Below are 16,715 nucleotides of genomic sequence, written 5' to 3' on the forward strand. Positions count from 1 at the left end.
TCGTGGCCGGTCGCGCAGTTCCCCGCGCCCCTGACCGGGCGGCCGTGGTGCCCATCCGACCCCGCTGTGCCGCGGCCGCCCCAACACCCCACCCACGCCTTCCATGACCGACATCCTGTTACGCATCAAGGACGACATGAGCCAGCAGCACTCCGCCGCCCCTGCCATGACCCCCACCGCCGCCAAGCGCCGCGACTGGTGGCGGGACGCGGTGATCTACCAGGTGTACCCGCGCAGCTTCGCCGACAGCAACGGCGACGGCATGGGCGACCTGGAAGGTGTCCGCACCCGTCTGCCGTATCTGCGCGACCTCGGCGTGGACGCCGTGTGGCTCAGCCCCTTCTACGCCTCGCCGCAGGCCGACGCCGGCTACGACGTCGCCGACTACCGGGCCGTCGACCCCATGTTCGGCAACCTCCTGGACGCCGACGCGCTGATCCGCGACGCCAAGGAGCTGAGCCTGCGGATCATCGTCGACCTCGTGCCCAACCACTCGTCCGACCAGCACGAGTGGTTCAGGCGGGCCGTCGCCGAGGGCCCGGGCTCCCCGCTGCGGGAGCGCTACCACTTCCGCCCTGGCAAGGGGGAGAACGGCGAACTGCCGCCCAACGACTGGGAGTCGATCTTCGGCGGCCCGGCGTGGACACGGGTGCCGGACGGTGAGTGGTACCTGCACCTCTTCGCCCCTGAGCAGCCCGACTTCAACTGGGAGCACCCGGCGGTCGGCGATGAGTTCCGCTCCATCCTGCGCTTCTGGCTGGACATGGGTGTCGACGGCTTCCGTATCGACGTCGCCCACGGTCTGGTGAAGGCGGAGGGCCTGCCCGACCTTGGATCCCACGACCAGGTGAAGCTGCTGGGCAACGATGTCATGCCGTTCTTCGACCAGGAGGGCGTGCACGAGATCTACCGGCAGTGGCGGCTCGTCCTCGACGAGTACGCGGGGGAGAGGATCTTCGTCGCCGAGGCCTGGACGCCGACCATCGAGCGCACCGCCCACTACGTCCGCCCGGACGAGCTGCACCAGGCCTTCAATTTCCAGTACCTCAGCACCCACTGGGACGCCGAGGAGATGCGCGAGGTCATCGACCGCACCCTGGACGCCATGCGCCCGGTCGGCGCACCCGCCACCTGGGTCCTGTCCAACCACGACGTGACCCGGCACGCCACCCGCTTCGCCAACCCGCCCGGCCTCGGCACCCAGATCCGTCTGGCCGGCGACCGGGCACTGGGCCTGTGCAGGGCCCGGGCCGCGACCCTGCTCATGCTGGCGCTGCCTGGCTCGGCCTACGTCTACCAGGGTGAGGAGCTCGGCCTGCCCGACGTCGTCGACCTGCCGGACGAGGTGCGTCAGGACCCGGCGTACTTCCGGGGCGCCGGCCAGGACGGCTTCCGCGACGGGTGCCGGGTGCCGATCCCGTGGACCCGGACCGGGTCGTCGTACGGCTTCGGTGACGGGGGAAGCTGGTTGCCGCAGCCGGACGGATGGGGCGAGCTGAGCGTCGAGGCGCAGACCGGCGACCCCGCCTCGACCCTGGAGCTGTACCGCGCCGCGCTCGCCGTGCGCCGCGAGCAGCCCGACCTGGGTGCCGGCACGTCCGTGGAGTGGCTGCGGGCGCCCGAGGGCGTGCTCGCCTTCCGGCGCGGGGAGTTCGTGTGCGTCGCGAACACCACCGGGGAGTCGGTGGCGATGCCGGCCTACGGCAGGGTGCTGGTCGCGAGCGGCGAGATCATCGAGGTCGACGACGAGGCGAAGGTGCCCGCCGACACGACGGTGTGGTGGACCACCGCGGTCACGGCCTGATTTTTCCTTTGAATTTCGTACGGCCCGCTGCCCTTTCGGGTGGCGGGCCTTTAGCATCTGCGTCACCGCAAGATTTCTGAAGCTTGCAGCAAGAACCTTCAACGAAGAAGGAAACCCCACATGGCACGCAGACACCTCTCCGCCGCCGTCGCGCTCGCCGCGACTGCGGTTGTCATGAACCCGACGAGCGTGCAGGCCTCCCCACCTGGCACCAAGGACGTCACCGCCGTCCTCTTCGAGTGGAACTTCGCCTCCGTCGCCCGCGAGTGCACCAACACCCTCGGGCCCGCCGGCTACGGCTACGTCCAGGTCTCCCCGCCCGCCGAGCACATACAGGGCTCCCAGTGGTGGACGTCGTACCAGCCGGTCAGCTACAAGATCGCCGGCCGGCTCGGCGACCGCACGGCCTTCCGGAACATGGTGAACACCTGCCACGCGGCCGGTGTGAAGGTCGTCGCCGACACGGTCATCAACCACATGTCGGCGGGCAGCGGCACCGGCACCGGCGGCTCGTCGTACAGCAAGTACACCTACCCCGGCCTCTACTCCGCGCCCGACTTCGACGACTGCACGAGCCAGATCGGCAACTACCAGGACCGCTGGAACGTGCAGCACTGCGAACTGGTGAACCTCGCCGACCTCGACACCGGCGAGAACTACGTCCGCGGCGCGATCGCCGGGTACATGAACGACCTGCTCTCCCTCGGCGTCGACGGCTTCCGCATCGACGCGGCCAAGCACATGGACGCCGCCGACCTGGCGAACATCAAGTCGCGTCTGAGCAATCCGTCGGTGTACTGGAAGCAGGAGGTCATCCATGGCGCCGGCGAGGCCGTCCAGCCCAGCGAGTACACCGGCAACGGCGACGTCCAGGAGTTCCGCTACGCGTACGACCTCAAGCGGGTCTTCAACAACGAGAACCTCGCCTATCTGAAGAACTACGGCGAGGGCTGGGGCTATATGAGCAGCGGTGTCTCCGGCGTCTTCGTCGACAACCACGACACGGAACGCAACGACAGCACACTGAACTACAAGGACGGCGCGAACTACACGCTGGCCAACGTGTTCATGCTCGCTTGGCCCTATGGTGCCCCTGACGTCAACTCCGGCTACGAGTGGTCCGACACGGACGCGGGTCCGCCCAACGGTGGGACGGTCAGCGCCTGCTGGCAGGACGGCTGGAAGTGCCAGCACAACTGGCCGGAGATCAAGTCGATGGTCGCCTTCCGCAACGCCACGCGCGGTGAGTCGGTCACCAACTGGTGGGACAACGGGGGCGACGCCATCGCGTTCGGGCGGGGGAGCAAGGGCTTCGTGGCGATCAACCACGAGTCGGGATCACAGACCCGGACGTACCAGACGTCGCTGTCGGCGGGGTCGTACTGCGACGTGCAGAACAACACGACGGTGACCGTGAACTCCGGTGGTCAGTTCACCGCCACCCTCGGAGCGAACACCGCTCTCGCCCTCCATGCGGGCCGGCCCAACTGCTGAGCGCCCTGAACGCTGTTCAGTATCTGGAACACTCGCCCCTCGGAAACCCCGAGGGGCGATCTCTTGAAAGTTCTTGCCGACTGTTTCAGGACTCTTGCTGTAAGCGTTTCGGCGGCGATACGGTCGCGCGGGGTCGGACCCGTGAGAGCCGCAATCGCAAGGAGTCCACGTCAGTGATACCGAGATGGCGTGCGCCCTCAAGGCGCCGAACCTCCCGTGCCGGACGGGTCGCCGCGGTCACCGCCACCGCGCTGGCCGCAGCACTCGTCCAGCCTCTCGCCGCCGGAGCGGCCACCCCACCGGCGCCCCCGTCCGACGCGAGGCTCGCCGCCGAGCCCGCCCGGCACGACGCCACCCGTGAGCAGTTCTACTTCGTGCTGCCGGACCGTTTCGCCAACGGTGACGCGCGCAACGACAAGGGCGGCCTGACCGGCTCCCGCCTCGCCACCGGATACGACCCCACCGACAAGGGCTTCTACCAGGGCGGCGACCTCAAGGGCCTGATCAAGCGGCTCGACTACATCAAGGGCCTGGGTACCACTGCCCTCTGGATGGCTCCGATCTTCAAGAACCAGCCCGTCCAGGGCACCGGCGCCAACGCATCGGCCGGTTACCACGGTTACTGGATCACGGACTTCACCCAGGTCGACCCGCACTTCGGCACCAACAAGGACCTCGAGACCCTCATCGACAAGGCCCACGCCAAAGGCATGAAGGTCTTCTTCGACGTCATCACCAACCACACGGCCGATGTCGTCGACTATGAGGAGAAGTCGTACGACTACCTCTCCAAGGGCGCCTTCCCGTACCTGACCAAGGACGGCAAGCCCTTCGACGACGCCGACTACGCGGACGGGCGGCGGGACTTCCCCGAGGTCGACCGCGACTCCTTCCCGCGCACGCCCGAGGTCACGCGGAACAACAAGGTCCCGTCCTGGCTCAACGACCCGACGATGTACCACAACCGCGGTGACTCCACCTTCGCCGGTGAGAGCTCCGCGCACGGCGACTTCTCCGGCCTCGACGACTTGTGGACCGAGCGGCCCGAGGTCGTGCGGGGCATGGAGAGGATCTACCAGCGCTGGGTGCGGGACTTCGACATCGACGGCTTCCGGATCGACACCGTGAAGCACGTCAACATGGAGTTCTGGACGCAGTGGGCCACGGCCCTCGACGCCTACGCGGCCAGGCAGGGCCGTGACGACTTCTTCATGTTCGGCGAGGTCTACTCGGCCGACACGGACGTCACCTCCCCGTACGTCACCCAGGGCCGCCTCGACGCCACCCTCGACTTCCCCTTCCAGGACGCGGCCCGCCAGTACGTCTCCCAGGGCGGCAGCGCGCAGAAGCTCGCGGGCGTCTTCGACGACGACTACAAGTACACGACCGGCAAGGCCAACGCGTACGAGCAGGTCACCTTCCTCGGCAACCACGACATGGGCCGGATCGGGTACTTCCTGAAGCAGGACGACCCGAAGGCCACCGACGCCGAACTGCTCAAGAAGGACACGCTCGCCAACGAGCTGATGTTCCTCAGCCGCGGCAACCCCGTCGTCTACTACGGCGACGAGCAGGGCTTCGCCGGCGCGGGGGGCGACAAAGACGCCCGGCAGAGCATGTTCGCCTCGCGCACCGCCGACTACCTCGACGACGACCGGATCGGCACCGACCGCACCCACGCCGAGGACGCCTACGACACGAGAGCACCGCTCTACCGCCAGATCAGTGCTCTCGCCAAGCTCCGCAAGGCCAACCCCGCGCTCACCGACGGCGTCCAGCAGGAGCGGTACGCGGCCGACGGCCCGGGCGTCTATGCCTTCTCGCGCACGGACGCGAAGCGCGGCACGGAGTACGTCGTCGCCTTCAACAACGCCGCCGACAAGAAGACCGCGACCTTCGCCACCGGCTCGGCGGACAGGGCCTTCAAGGGCGTCTACGGCACCGACGACTCCCTGAAGAGCGACGGTGACCGAAAGCTCACCGTCACCGTCCCGGCCGGCTCGGCGATCGTCCTCAAGGCGGCCGGCAAGCCCGCCCGGCCCGCCACCGAGCCGACGATCACCCTCAAGTCCCCGGCGGCAGGCGCCACGGGCACCGTGGAGCTCTCCGCCGACGTCGACGGTGGCCGGCTCAACCGTGTCGTCTTCGCCGCCCAGACCGGCAACGGCAAGTGGCGGACCCTCGGCTCCGCCGACCACGCCCCGTACAAGGTCACCCAGACCATCGCCGCGGACGTCCCGCCCGGCACCGCGCTGCGCTACAAGGCCGTCGTGGTCGACTCGGCCGGCCGCATCGCGAGCGCCCTGGCCGCCTCCACCACCGGCACCCCGCCCGCCGAGGAGCCGCCCAGCGCCTCCTCCCGGGACCACGCGATCGTCCACTACAAGCGAGCCGACGGGAACTACGCCGACTGGGGCCTGTACGCGTGGGGCGACCTGGCCGACGGCGAGGCCACTCCATGGCCCGAAAGTCACCCCTTCACCGGCCGGGACGCCTACGGCGCCTTCGCCTACGTCAAGCTCAAGCCGGGCGCCTCGAACGTCAGCTTCCTGGTCATCGACAAGGACGGCGACAAGGACGTCTCCGCCGACCGCACGATCGACGTCACGAAGACCGGCGAGGTCTGGATCGAGCAGGGCGAGGAGACCGTCCGCACGGAGAAGCCGGGCGCCGACTACCCGGTTCCGGACAAGACCAAGGCCGTCCTGCACTACCACCGCGCCGACGGGAACCACGACGGCTGGGGCCTGCACGTCTGGACCGGTGCCGCGAACCCCACCGACTGGTCGAACCCCCTCAAGCCGGTGAAGACTGATACCTATGGTGCGGTCTTCGAGGTACCGCTCACCGACGGTGCCACCAGCCTCAGCTACATCCTCCACAAGGGCGATGAGAAGGACCTGCCCTCCGACCAGTCGCTCGACCTCAAGGCGAACGGCCACGAGGTGTGGCTGTTGAGCGGCCAGGAGAAGTACCTGCTCCCGCAGCCGGTGGGTGCCGCTGCCGCGCTCGACCTGACCACGTCCAAGGCGGTGTGGATCGACCGGAACACCCTCGCCTGGAACGGCTCCGACGCGGCCGCCTCCACCCAGCTGCTCCACGCCCGCGACGGCTCGATCGAGGTGAAGGACGGCGCCCTGACCGGTGACGCCAAGTGGCTGCGCCTGGCGAAGACGGAGCTCACCGACGCCCAGAAGGCCAGGTTCCCGCATCTGAAGGCGTACGACGCCTGGACCGTCGACCCGCGTGACCGCGACCGGGTGCGCGAGGCCCTGCGCGGCCAGGTCGTCGCCACGCAGCACGCCGGGACCGGTGCCGTGCTCGCGGCGACCGGCGTCCAGATCGCCGGTGTCCTCGACGACCTGTACGACGCCACGAAGGCCGAGCTGGGGCCCACGTTCTCCCGGGGCCGCCCCACGCTGTCCGTCTGGGCACCGACCGCGCGGCGGGTGTCACTGGAGATCGGTGACTCCACCGTGCCGATGAAGCGCGACGCCGCCACCGGCGTCTGGTCCGTGACCGGTCCGAAGTCCTGGAAGGGCGAGCCCTACCGGTACGTCGTAGAGGTCTGGGCCCCCAGCGTCCGCAAGATCGTCACCAACAAGGTCACCGACCCCTACTCCCTGGCCCTCACCGCCGACTCGGAGCGCAGCCTCGTCGTCGACCTGGACGACAAGGCCCTCGCGCCGAGCGGCTGGAGCTCTCTGAGGAAGCCGAAGGCCGTGCCCCTCCGGGACGCCCAGATCCAGGAGCTGCACATCCGGGACTTCTCCGTCGAGGACCGCACGGCGAAGCACCCCGGCAGCTACCTCGCCTTCACCGACAAGGACAGCGACGGCTCGAAGCACCTGCGCGAGCTGGCGAAGGCGGGCACCTCGTACGTCCACCTCCTGCCCGCCTTCGACATCGCCACCATTCCGAAGCGCAAGGCCGACCAGGCGAGCGTCGACTGCGACCTCGCCTCCTACCCGGCCGACTCCGACCAGCAGCAGGAGTGCGTCGGGAAGATCGCCGCGAAGGACGCCTACAACTGGGGCTACGACCCGTACCACTACACCGTCCCCGAGGGCTCCTACGCCACCGACCCGGACGGCGCGGCCCGCACGGTCCAGTTCCGGAAGATGGTGAAGGCGCTGAACGACGACGGCCTGCGGGTCGTCATGGACGTCGTCTACAACCACACCGCGGCGAGCGGCCAGGAGAGGACGAGCGTCCTCGACCGGATCGTGCCCGGCTACTACCAGCGGCTCCTCGCCGACGGCTCGGTCGCGAACAGCACCTGCTGCGCCAACACGGCCACCGAGAACGCCATGATGGGCAAGCTGGTCGTCGACTCGATCGTCACCTGGGCCAAGCAGTACAAGGTCGACGGCTTCCGCTTCGACCTCATGGGCCACCACCCGAAGGCCAACATCCTCGCGGTCCGTGAGGCCCTCGACGCGCTGACCGTGGAGAAAGACGGCGTCGACGGCAAGAAGATCGTCCTCTACGGCGAGGGCTGGAACTTCGGGGAGATCGCCGACGACGCCCGGTTCGCGCAGGCCACGCAGGAGAACATGGCCGGCACCGGCATCGCCACCTTCTCCGACCGCGCCCGCGACGCCGTGCGCGGCGGCGGCCCCTTCGACGAGGACCCGGGCGTCCAGGGCTTCGCGTCCGGCCTGTACACCGACCCCAACTCCTCGCAGAACAACGGCACTCCGGCCGAGCAGAAGGCCCGCCTGCTGCACTACCAGGACCTGATCAAGGTGGGTCTCTCCGGCAACCTCGCGGGTTACCGGTTCACCGGCACCGACGGCAAGGAGGTCACCGGCGCCGAGGTCGACTACAACGGCCAACCAGCCGGCTACGCCGACGCCCCGGGCGACGCCCTCGCCTACGCCGACGCGCACGACAACGAGTCGCTCTTCGACGCCCTCGCCTTCAAGCTGCCCGCGACGACGAGCGCGTCCGACCGCGCCCGTATGCAGGTCCTCGCCATGGCGACGGCCACCCTCTCCCAGGGCCCGGCCCTCTCCCAGGCGGGCACGGACCTGCTGCGCTCCAAGTCCCTGGACCGCAACTCCTACGACAGCGGCGACTGGTTCAACGCCGTCCACTGGAACTGCGCCGACGGCAACGGCTTCGGCCGCGGTCTGCCGATGGCGGCCGACAACAAGGACAAGTGGCCTTACGGAAAGCCCCTGTTGAGCACGGTCAAAGTCGGCTGCGAGCAGATCGAGGGCACCTCGGCCGCGTACCGGGATCTGTTGCGGATCCGTTCGACGGAGCCGGCGTTCTCCCTCTCCACGCCCGACCAGGTTCAGTCGAAGCTCTCCTTCCCGCTGTCCGGCAAGGACGAGATCCCCGGCGTGATCACCATGCGGCTCGACGACCTCGTCGTCGTCTTCAACGCCACACCCGAGCGGCAGGAACAGCGGGTCACCGCGGTCGCCGGGACCGGCTACCGGCTGCACCCGGTGCAGGCGGCGGGGGCGGACCCTACCGTCAAGTCGTCCTCCTACGCGGCTGAATCGGGCACGTTCGCCGTTCCGGGGCGCACGGTCGCCGTCTTCACCCGGGCCGCCGAATAGCGCACTACGTTGGATGGGGCGGGCCGCGACCGACGGTCCGCCCCCACCACGTAGGCCCCGAGGTGCTCCTCGAGATGAACGGCAACGGCACGCAGCACACCCCCGGCACCACCGTGCTGGTCGTGGACGACGTCGCGGCCAGCCGGTACGCCATGGGCGCGGTGCTGAGCCGGGCCGGCCACCAGGTCGTGCCCGTCGCCAGCGGCGGCGAGGCGCTCGTCGAACTCGATGTCCGGCTCCGCGACGGCGCCCTGCCCGACGTGGCCCTCGTCGACGTGGGCCTGCCGGACATGAGCGGCTTCGAACTGTGCCGCCGGCTCCGGGCCCTGCCGCCCATGGCCGCCCTGCCCGTCGTGCACTTCTCGGCCGCCGCGACCGCGCCGGGCGACCGGTGCCGGGGGCTGGACGCGGGCGGCGACGCCTACCTGACCGTGCCCGCCGAACCGCTGGAGATCCAGGCCGTCGTCCGGGCCGCCGTGCGCGGAGCGCGCCGCACCACGGGCGCCGAGACCGTCGTCCACCGGCTGACACTGCTGTCCGAGGCCATCATCACGGTGCAGACGGCGCGCTGCCCCCGGGAACTCGCCACCGCGGCCGCCGAAGGCACCGCCCGCCTCACCGGCTCGCCCGCCGTGGTGTTCGTGATCACCCCGGACGGCGAGCCCTACCAGGGGACGGCCCGAAGCCGCCCCGCACCGGCGGACGACGGCGCGCACCAGGCGGCGGCCCGCCTGGCCGCCCGGCTCGCGGAAGGCCGTACGGGCGTGCACAGCACCGTCGTCCCCGCGCCGCTGTGGCCGGCCGGGATCTTCCGGGCGGGCGTCGAGGAGGACGCCCTCCTGACCGTGGCGACGGCCCAGGACGGCCGCACGGCCGTGTGCCTGGCCACGCCCGTACGGCGTGCGGCGATCACCGGCCCCGCGGACGACGGGCTGCTCGCCCGGCTCGCCCAGGCCGCCGCGCTCGCCGCCGAACCGCTGCTGCGGTACCAGGTGGAGCGGCACGTCGCCCTCACCCTCCAGCACAGCTTCCTGCCCCGGCCGCACAAGCTGCCCCACGTGCCCGGCGTCGACATCGAGGTCCGCTATGTGCCCGCCTCCCGCCAGACCGAGATCGGCGGTGATTTCTACGCCGCCCTGCGCACCGGCGACGGGGTGCTCACCGCGGTCGGGGACGTGGTCGGGCACTCGCTGGACGCCGCCACCGTCATGGTCGAGATACGGCACGCGCTGCGCGCCTACTGCGTGGACGAGAGCGACCCGGTCGTGCTGGCGGCACGGCTCGACCGGATGCTCCAGCGGTACCACCCCGACATCACGGCCACCGTGTGCCTGGCCCTGGTCGACCCCGGCAGCGGCCGGGTGAAGATCGCCAACGCCGGTCACATTCCGCCGCTGATCCTGCGCGACGGGGGCGGCGCGCGGTACGTCGACGCGTGCGGTCCGCTGCTCGGCCTCGGCCTGGAACGCCCCCCGGCGACCGAGCACCACCTGACCCCCACCGACCGCCTGCTCATGGTCACCGATGGCCTCATCGAAACCCGTGGCATCCCCCTGGAGACCTCCCTGGAACAACTCCGCACAGCCGCCGCCGACGCCCCCACCGCCCTGGACACCCTCTGCGACGTGCTGCTCGGCTGCTTCGGCCATGACAGGGAGGACGACATCGCCATGCTGGCCCTGCGGTTAGGGCCTGTCTAAGGTGATCCCGTTGGCCGCCCAGGACTGGAGTACTGATGCCGCAGATCACCGTCGACTATTCCGCCGACCTCGCGGACGGCTTCGACCGGTCCGGATTCGCGAAGGCGCTGCACGAGGCGACCGTCGAGATCGCGGCCGCCAAGCCGCCGGCGTGCAAGAGCCGGTTCCGCCCGACCGAGGACATCGTGGTCGGACCCGACACCGAGGGACATGCCCATGTGCACGTCCACATCGCGCTGCTCGCCGGCCGCACCGAGGAGACCAAGGCCCGGCTCACCGAGGCCGCGCTGGAGTTGCTGCGCACGCACCTGAAGACCGCCGACGGGATCGTGGTGCACGCCTCCGCCGAGGTGCGCGACCTGGACGCCTCCTACCGGAAGTTCGAGGGCTGAGCAGGCTGAGCAGGCTCAGCTCGCCAGCGTCAGGAGCCGGCCGGCCAGGTCGGCGAACGGGCCGTCGGCCGGCTCCTCCTTGAAGACGCGGCGCAGCAGGGCACCCATCTCCTCGTCGTAGGCGGCGCTCACGGAGGCCAGCGCGGCGAAGTCGTGCACGAGCTGGCTCTCCAGCTCCGCCCGCGGGATGCGCCGGCCGTCCAGCCAGATCAGCGCCGTCGACTCGGCGAGCGAGATCCACGAACGGACGACCAGTTCCAGACGCGCGGGCGGATCGGTCACGCCCAGGTGCGAAAGGATCTGGACATAGGCGGCCTGCCGTACGGAGTCGATGAGCGCGTTGGTCGTCGAGACGGTGCTCATCGAGCAGGTTCCGCCCGCGGGGACCGCGGGCCCGCCGCGCATGAGGGCGGAGAAACCCGGCCCGTGCTCGTCCACGAAGTCGAAGTAGCGGCCCATCACGCGCAGCAGCCGCGCTCCCAGCGGACCCTCGTGCGGCTCCACGAACCGAGCCGCGAGATCGTCCGCCGCCCGCTGCAACGCGGCCTCGTACAGGCTGAGTTTGCCGGGAAAGTAGTGATAGACCAACGGGCGTGAAATGCCCGCGGCCGACGCTATCTCGTCGATGGAGACCTCGTCGGGCGAGCGGCGGCTGAACAGTTCGAGGGCGACGCCGATCAACTGCTGCCGCCGCTCCTCGACTCCCAATCTGCGGCGAACCCCGGTAGTCATGCGAACACCTTACCGATCGATTCCAGCCTCGAACGGACCGGATCGATCGCGGACGTTCACTCGGGTTCACCGGGCGGGCACGAGAACGGGCCGGTCAGCGCAGCCCGCCGAGGGAACGCCCGTCCCGCAGTGTCCCCTTCAGCTCGGCCCGCGCCCCCTGTTCGGCCGGCACGGTCAGCACACTGCTCCGCGCCGACCCGCTGACCCCGCCCGTCGCCCGGATGGAGGCGGTCTCCCGGCTGCCGGCGGCCAGCAGATACCAGTCGCCCGCCTCCGACTTCCACAGCACCCCGGTCAGCACATGAGGGTCACGCGCCCCGCACGCCGGGACGTTCTCGGCCTTCGCGGCCACCGCTCCGTACCGCGCGCCCGGCGTGTGGAACTGCGCCAGCACCCGCGCCCCGCCGCCCCGCCAGGTCTCGGCCCGCGTGCACACCCACGCCGCCGACCCGCCCCCACCCTGCGGGCGGGGGGACCCCCATCTCGCTTCGCTCGCGTCCGGCAGCGGCTGCTCGTTGAACGCCCAGGCGTTGACACTGCGCACGCCCGCCGAGCGCACCGTGCCCAGCGAGCAGGCGTACGGCTGCCAGGTGCGCAGCGCCTTCGCGCCGGACGCCTCTCCCGGCGAGCCGGGCCGGCCGCTGGTGAGCCGGGCCGGGACCAGTTCGCCGAGGTCGCTCAGCAGCCGGGTCCGCTTGCCGTCGGCCAGTTGCAGCACGTTCCACGACGTGCACGGACCGGACCGCAGGGCCGGGCTGGCCAGCGGCGCGGTCACACCGTCGGTGAGGGCGAGGTCCATCGCCCCGGAGCCCGGCTTCAGCAGATCCCGCTCGCCCGCCTTCGACACCCAAGGGGCCGTCAGATAGCGGACGTTGCCGTCGGTCCGGCCCAGGACCACCGCGCTCGCCTCGGCCCGGCCGGCGCCGTCGACCCGGGCGAAGTCGAGGGCGGCGGCGTGCGTGCCGTCCTTGGGCTCGGCGTACCGGGCGATGCGCAGACCGTCGTAGAGGAGCACCACGCGCGCGGCGTCGACCGTCCCCGCGTACAGCAGCTGGGGCGGTCCGGCCGGGCCGCCGGACAGGGTGCCGGGCGTCGCCGACACCTGGACCCTCTCGCCGGGGCGGGCCCAGACGGCCAGGGCGCGGCGCAGCAGGGCCCTGTCGCCGGTGAGGTCGCCGCGGGCCGGCCACACGGAGAAGTCGATGCGCGCCGAGCTCTGCCACGCGGCGGGATCGACCCGGGTCAGCTTCGCCGGGTCGAGGGCGGCCTGGGCGGCCGGATTCCGTGCGTACGGGGGTGCGGCGGCGCCGTCGGGACCCCAGCCCTCGCCGGGCAGACCGAGCAGTGCCCCGCACACCAGCAGCGCCGCCCCGGCGGCCAGCGCGGCCTTCAGGTGCTGGCGGCGCCGCATCAGATCGGTGGGGCGGGCCTGGAGCGAGCAGGGATCGAACTCGGGGGAGTCGAGCAGCCCGTACTGCGCGGCGACCCCGTCGGCCTCCAGCAGCGCGCCGTCCGCGTCGGCGACACCCGCCCCCGTGAGCGCCTCGCGCACCCCGTCGTCCGCGAGTCGCTCCAGGCCGCGCAGCGCGTACGCGGCCCGCGCCGGTCCCGACAGGGTGGACAGCCGCTGGTCCAGGGCGAGTTCGTCGGCGCCGCCGGACCGCGGGAACAGCTTCAGGCCCCACACCTGCGGCAGCAGCGGCGGCAGCTGGGACCGCTTGGGCCATGCCCTGCGCCGCAGCGGCAGCCCCGCCTCCAGCGCCGTGCGCAGCACCTGGAGGCGGACCAGGGCGTAGCCCGGGTCGCCGTCACGCCCGGTCGACTGGGCCGGGATCACCGGTGCCGGTGTGCGGTTGCGGGGGAGTGCGCGCTGGGTGAGGGCATGTGCGGTCACGACGCGCCTGCTGCGGCCCAGGCCCGGTGGCAGCACCAGGTAGGCGAGCCGCACGAGCCGCGGGTAGTGCTCGACGAGCGCGGCCTCGGCCTGCTCGACGTCGACGACCGGTCCGGCGGGGGAGGAGGGTGCGGGGCGCTGGGCGACATCCTGTGACTGCACGTTCAGCAGAACGAGCGAATGGTTGGATGGTCACCTGACCACGGAGCTCACGCCCGCGGCTGCTCCTGCGGCTCCACGAGCAGCCGGGCGTAGTTCGCGATCGATCGCTGGTAGCGGGGCAGGTGCGGGGCCAGGGCGCCCAGGGCCAGCGACAGTCCCTCCCGGTCGCGGCCGAGGCTGGACAGGCAGAGCGCGAGCGTCGCGCGTACGGGGTCGTCCAGCTCGTCGGACGGGGCCACCAGCTCGGGCGCCAGCAGCGCGAGGCCCTCCTCGGCCCGGCCGATGTTCCGCAGCGAGCTGGCCAGCTGGATCTTCGTCCGGCGGGCCTTGTAAGGGCTGGCGTCGGCGAGTCCGCGCCGCAGCGCCTCCCGGTAGAGCGGGACCGCCTTGTCCGAGCGGCCCGTGGAGTCCCAGGCGCAGGCCTGCTCGAACGGTCCGAGCGGGCTGCCGTCCGGCAGCTCGGCGACGAGGGCGTCGACCTCGGCACGGAAGCGCGCCTCGTCCGCTTCCTCTTCGGCGTGGTCGTCGAAGCGGGCCCACAGAGCGGCTACGCGATCTTCCCAGTCCTGGTTCACCGTGCCACCCTCGCACAGGCGTGCCTGAGGAGGCAGCGGAATTTGAGCGCTATGGGCTCCGCAGCCGTATCGAAGGCGAGAGCCCTTGCCGGGGCTCCGTGCGGCATGCGTCCGGACCGTGCCGTGACAAGGACCGGAGGAACAGATGAGGGTGACCCGACCGATGCTCGCGCTGAGCGGCGCGGTGGCGATACTGGCGCTGGCCGGCTGCGGATCCGGCGGCAAGGACGAGGCGGCCGTGCCCGAGGCGGTGACCGGCAGCCTGGAGCACATCGCGGCCGAGGCCAAGTGCAAGCCGAACATGCAGACCGACGCCGACGAGATCCGCCAGGCCCTCTGCAAGAAGGGCAAGGAGAAGTACGTCCTCGCGACCTTCTCCACCGACCGCGGCCAGCGCGAGTGGCTGAACGGCGCGAAGGACTACGGCGGCTACTACCTCGTCGGCCGCAAGTGGGTCGCCGTGGGCCAGCAGAAGACGGTCACGGCGCTGCAGAGCAGCCTCGGCGGGACCATGGAGGAAGGGTCCGAGCACATGAACCCCGGCGGCAGCCACAACAAGGGCGGTCACGACGGTGGCAGCGGCCACCACGGCTGAACCACGCGGGGCCGGACAGAGACGGACAGACGAGAAAGCCGGCGGTGGGAATTCCCACCGCCGGCTTTCTGCTGGCTGAGAACTACTGGCAGTTCTCGCCGTTGTTGATGCACTGGACCATCTCGTTCATCGTGTTCTCGTCGAAGAAGTTGATGAAGTCGTTGTGGTCAGTGATCGGCTTGTGCAGCTGCTCCGGGAAGGAGTCGACCGCGAACGCGCCCTGCACCTGCCCGTTGTTGATCTGCGGCGCCGGGATGTTGTCGTAGACCAGCTTGACCTGGAGCTGGGGGATGGCCTGGAAGCCGTTCGAGCAGCTGCCGTCCGCCTCCACGAAGTCCACGTGGGTGCGGTGGTTGGCGCTGTCGGTGTTCTGGCCGTCCCAGCAGCTCTGGAAGTTGCTCGTCCGGACGATGCTGCTGCCCTCGGGGCAGATCGGGTACTTGTCCGTGGCCTGCCTGTCCTCGAAGCCGGTGCAGCTCCAGGAGGTGTTGGCGTTGTTCAGGCCGTTGGTGAAGGACTTGGCGTCACCGGTGATGATGCGCAGGGCCTCCGGCATCGCGACGACATCGCTCGTCCGGTTGCCGACGAACTTCAGCTCCGCCTGGCTGGGCGCGACGATCTTGCCGACGTTGCCGTCCTGACCGCCACCGGGCTGACCCTGGTCGGCTTCCTGCGTGCCGTCCTGGATCCGGAGGACCGGCCAGAAGTAGGTCGACTTGTCGCCCTGGTTCTGGCAGCTCGTCTGGCCGTTGGCCAGGTCCTCGTCGCTGGCGAAGGCGTTGTTGTTCTGGTTGCCGACGTAGTCGTGCATGTGCTGCGCGCCGTTGGAGACGCCGGGCGCCGCGATCACGTTGTCCGAGTTGCGGTTGCCGTTCTCGTTGGTACCGCAGTTCGTGGTGAACGTGCCCGTGGAGCCGCCGTCGCCGTTCGCCGCCAGACCGTTCGGCAGGTTACGGGAGTTGGGCTGGACGTCCTCGATGTTGACGAAGTCCGCGGCTGCCGGGCCGTTGCCGCCCTGACCGCCGTTGCCGCCCTGGCCCTGGTCCTGACCGCCCTGGTCCTGGCCGTCCTGGCCGTCCTGGTTCTGGCCGTCCTGGTTCTGACCGTCCTGGCCGTCCTGGTTCTGGCCGTCCTGGTTCTGATCGCCCCCGGCCTGGCCGTCGTTGGTGTTCGCGTCGGCGGCCATGCCCTGGCACTCGGCCATCTCGGCGAGGTTGTCCGGAGCCTGGCCACCAACCCGCTTGATGTTGATGCCGATCCGGTCAATGACCGCGGTCCGCTTCGACTTCAGCGGGCCGAGGATGGCGTTGTTGACGAAGCCGGAGTCACCGGCCTGGGCCTGACGCGTGGAGGCGAGCCGGGTGTAGGCCTCGCTGATCTGCTTGTCGAGGTTCGCCAGCTCCTTGTCCACGCCCTGGCGCGCGCCGTCCGGCACGTCGGTCAGGCTCTGTCCTACGTCCGGGCACTGGATCGTGGCGACCTGCGCACCCGCGGACTTCGTCTGGTTCGCCGAGTTCTCCTCATGCGCCGAGGCATAGAAGTTTGCCCAGATCAGCCCGCCCCCACCGAGCGCTAGGGCCGCCGATGCGGCTATGGCCTTGGTGGCCATCGGCGTCCGGCGTTTTCTTGTGTTGCGTCCCATGGAACTCCTCTGACTTCCTTTTTCGGGGGCATCGAGGCGCCCGACAGGAGTGAAGCGGCTCCCATCCATACGGAGGTGGTCCCACGGGTGTTCAGAGGTCCCGGAAATTGATGCGAGATTCGTGAGAGCTCTGTGTTCTCAACCACCCATTT

10 protein-coding genes are annotated in these 16,715 nt (G+C 70.3%); 6 read left to right on the forward strand and 4 right to left on the reverse strand.

Features of this window, described 5'->3' with window-relative positions:
- Window positions 1-136 precede the first annotated feature (136 nt).
- The 5 genes from OG542_RS29275 to OG542_RS29295 all read left to right on the forward strand — a co-directional run bounded on the left by OG542_RS29275 (window position 137) and on the right by OG542_RS29295 (window position 10,963).
- Window positions 137-1,804, forward strand: a complete 1,668-nt coding sequence (locus tag OG542_RS29275; RefSeq protein ID WP_328418167.1) for a glycoside hydrolase family 13 protein — start codon at window positions 137-139, stop codon at window positions 1,802-1,804.
- 120 nt (window positions 1,805-1,924) lie between these two features.
- Window positions 1,925-3,298, forward strand: coding sequence for an alpha-amylase (locus OG542_RS29280; protein ID WP_328414684.1), 1,374 nt, complete (start codon window positions 1,925-1,927; stop codon window positions 3,296-3,298).
- 173 nt (window positions 3,299-3,471) lie between these two features.
- A complete protein-coding gene (pulA, locus tag OG542_RS29285) occupies window positions 3,472-8,871 on the forward strand; it encodes a pullulanase-type alpha-1,6-glucosidase (protein WP_328414686.1) in 5,400 nt (1,799 codons plus the stop codon).
- A gap of 74 nt (window positions 8,872-8,945) precedes the next feature.
- The gene (locus tag OG542_RS29290; RefSeq protein WP_328414688.1) at window positions 8,946-10,571 is read left to right on the forward strand and encodes a fused response regulator/phosphatase; all 1,626 of its coding nucleotides are present in this window, start codon (window positions 8,946-8,948) and stop codon (window positions 10,569-10,571) included.
- A gap of 35 nt (window positions 10,572-10,606) precedes the next feature.
- Window positions 10,607-10,963 carry a 5-carboxymethyl-2-hydroxymuconate Delta-isomerase gene (locus OG542_RS29295; protein WP_328414690.1) on the forward strand — a complete coding sequence of 119 codons (357 nt, stop codon included), beginning with the start codon at window positions 10,607-10,609 and terminating at the stop codon, window positions 10,961-10,963.
- Window positions 10,964-10,978: 15 nt separating this feature from the next.
- On the opposite strand, the gene OG542_RS29300 is transcribed toward OG542_RS29295, so the two are convergent.
- The 3 genes from OG542_RS29300 to OG542_RS29310 form a co-directional block, all read right to left on the reverse strand.
- Entirely contained in the window at window positions 10,979-11,695 is a 717-nt protein-coding gene (locus OG542_RS29300) for a TetR/AcrR family transcriptional regulator (protein WP_311125318.1), read from the reverse strand.
- A gap of 94 nt (window positions 11,696-11,789) precedes the next feature.
- Entirely contained in the window at window positions 11,790-13,751 is a 1,962-nt protein-coding gene (locus OG542_RS29305) for a hypothetical protein (protein WP_328414691.1), read from the reverse strand.
- A gap of 47 nt (window positions 13,752-13,798) precedes the next feature.
- Window positions 13,799-14,326: a tetratricopeptide repeat protein gene (locus OG542_RS29310; protein WP_184596274.1), complete on the reverse strand. Its 528-nt coding sequence runs from the start codon at window positions 14,324-14,326 to the stop codon at window positions 13,799-13,801.
- 145 nt (window positions 14,327-14,471) lie between these two features.
- Here OG542_RS29310 and OG542_RS29315 point away from each other — a divergent pair, with 145 nt between their 5' ends.
- A complete protein-coding gene (locus tag OG542_RS29315; RefSeq protein ID WP_311125316.1) occupies window positions 14,472-14,921 on the forward strand; it encodes a hypothetical protein in 450 nt (149 codons plus the stop codon).
- Between the two features lie 82 nt (window positions 14,922-15,003).
- On the opposite strand, the gene OG542_RS29320 is transcribed toward OG542_RS29315, so the two are convergent.
- The gene (locus tag OG542_RS29320) at window positions 15,004-16,563 is read right to left on the reverse strand and encodes a DUF1996 domain-containing protein (protein WP_328414694.1); all 1,560 of its coding nucleotides are present in this window, start codon (window positions 16,561-16,563) and stop codon (window positions 15,004-15,006) included.
- Window positions 16,564-16,715 lie beyond the last annotated feature (152 nt).

Origin of the sequence: Streptomyces violaceus (assembly GCF_036014075.1) — a bacterium.
Classification (GTDB): Bacteria; Actinomycetota; Actinomycetes; order Streptomycetales; family Streptomycetaceae; genus Streptomyces; species Streptomyces violaceus.

Bases quoted from the DNA above. Each gene is read 5' to 3' on its own strand.
- OG542_RS29295 (WP_328414690.1), top strand. From the start codon at position 10,607: ATGCCGCAGATCACCGTCGACTATTCCGCCGACCTCGCGGACGGCTTC.
- OG542_RS29275 (WP_328418167.1), top strand. From the start codon at position 137: ATGAGCCAGCAGCACTCCGCCGCCCCTGCCATGACCCCCACCGCCGCC.
- OG542_RS29315 (WP_311125316.1), top strand. From the start codon at position 14,472: ATGAGGGTGACCCGACCGATGCTCGCGCTGAGCGGCGCGGTGGCGATA.
- OG542_RS29300 (WP_311125318.1), bottom strand. From the start codon at position 11,695: ATGACTACCGGGGTTCGCCGCAGATTGGGAGTCGAGGAGCGGCGGCAG.
- OG542_RS29280 (WP_328414684.1), top strand. From the start codon at position 1,925: ATGGCACGCAGACACCTCTCCGCCGCCGTCGCGCTCGCCGCGACTGCG.
- OG542_RS29290 (WP_328414688.1), top strand. From the start codon at position 8,946: ATGAACGGCAACGGCACGCAGCACACCCCCGGCACCACCGTGCTGGTC.
- OG542_RS29320 (WP_328414694.1), bottom strand. From the start codon at position 16,563: ATGGGACGCAACACAAGAAAACGCCGGACGCCGATGGCCACCAAGGCC.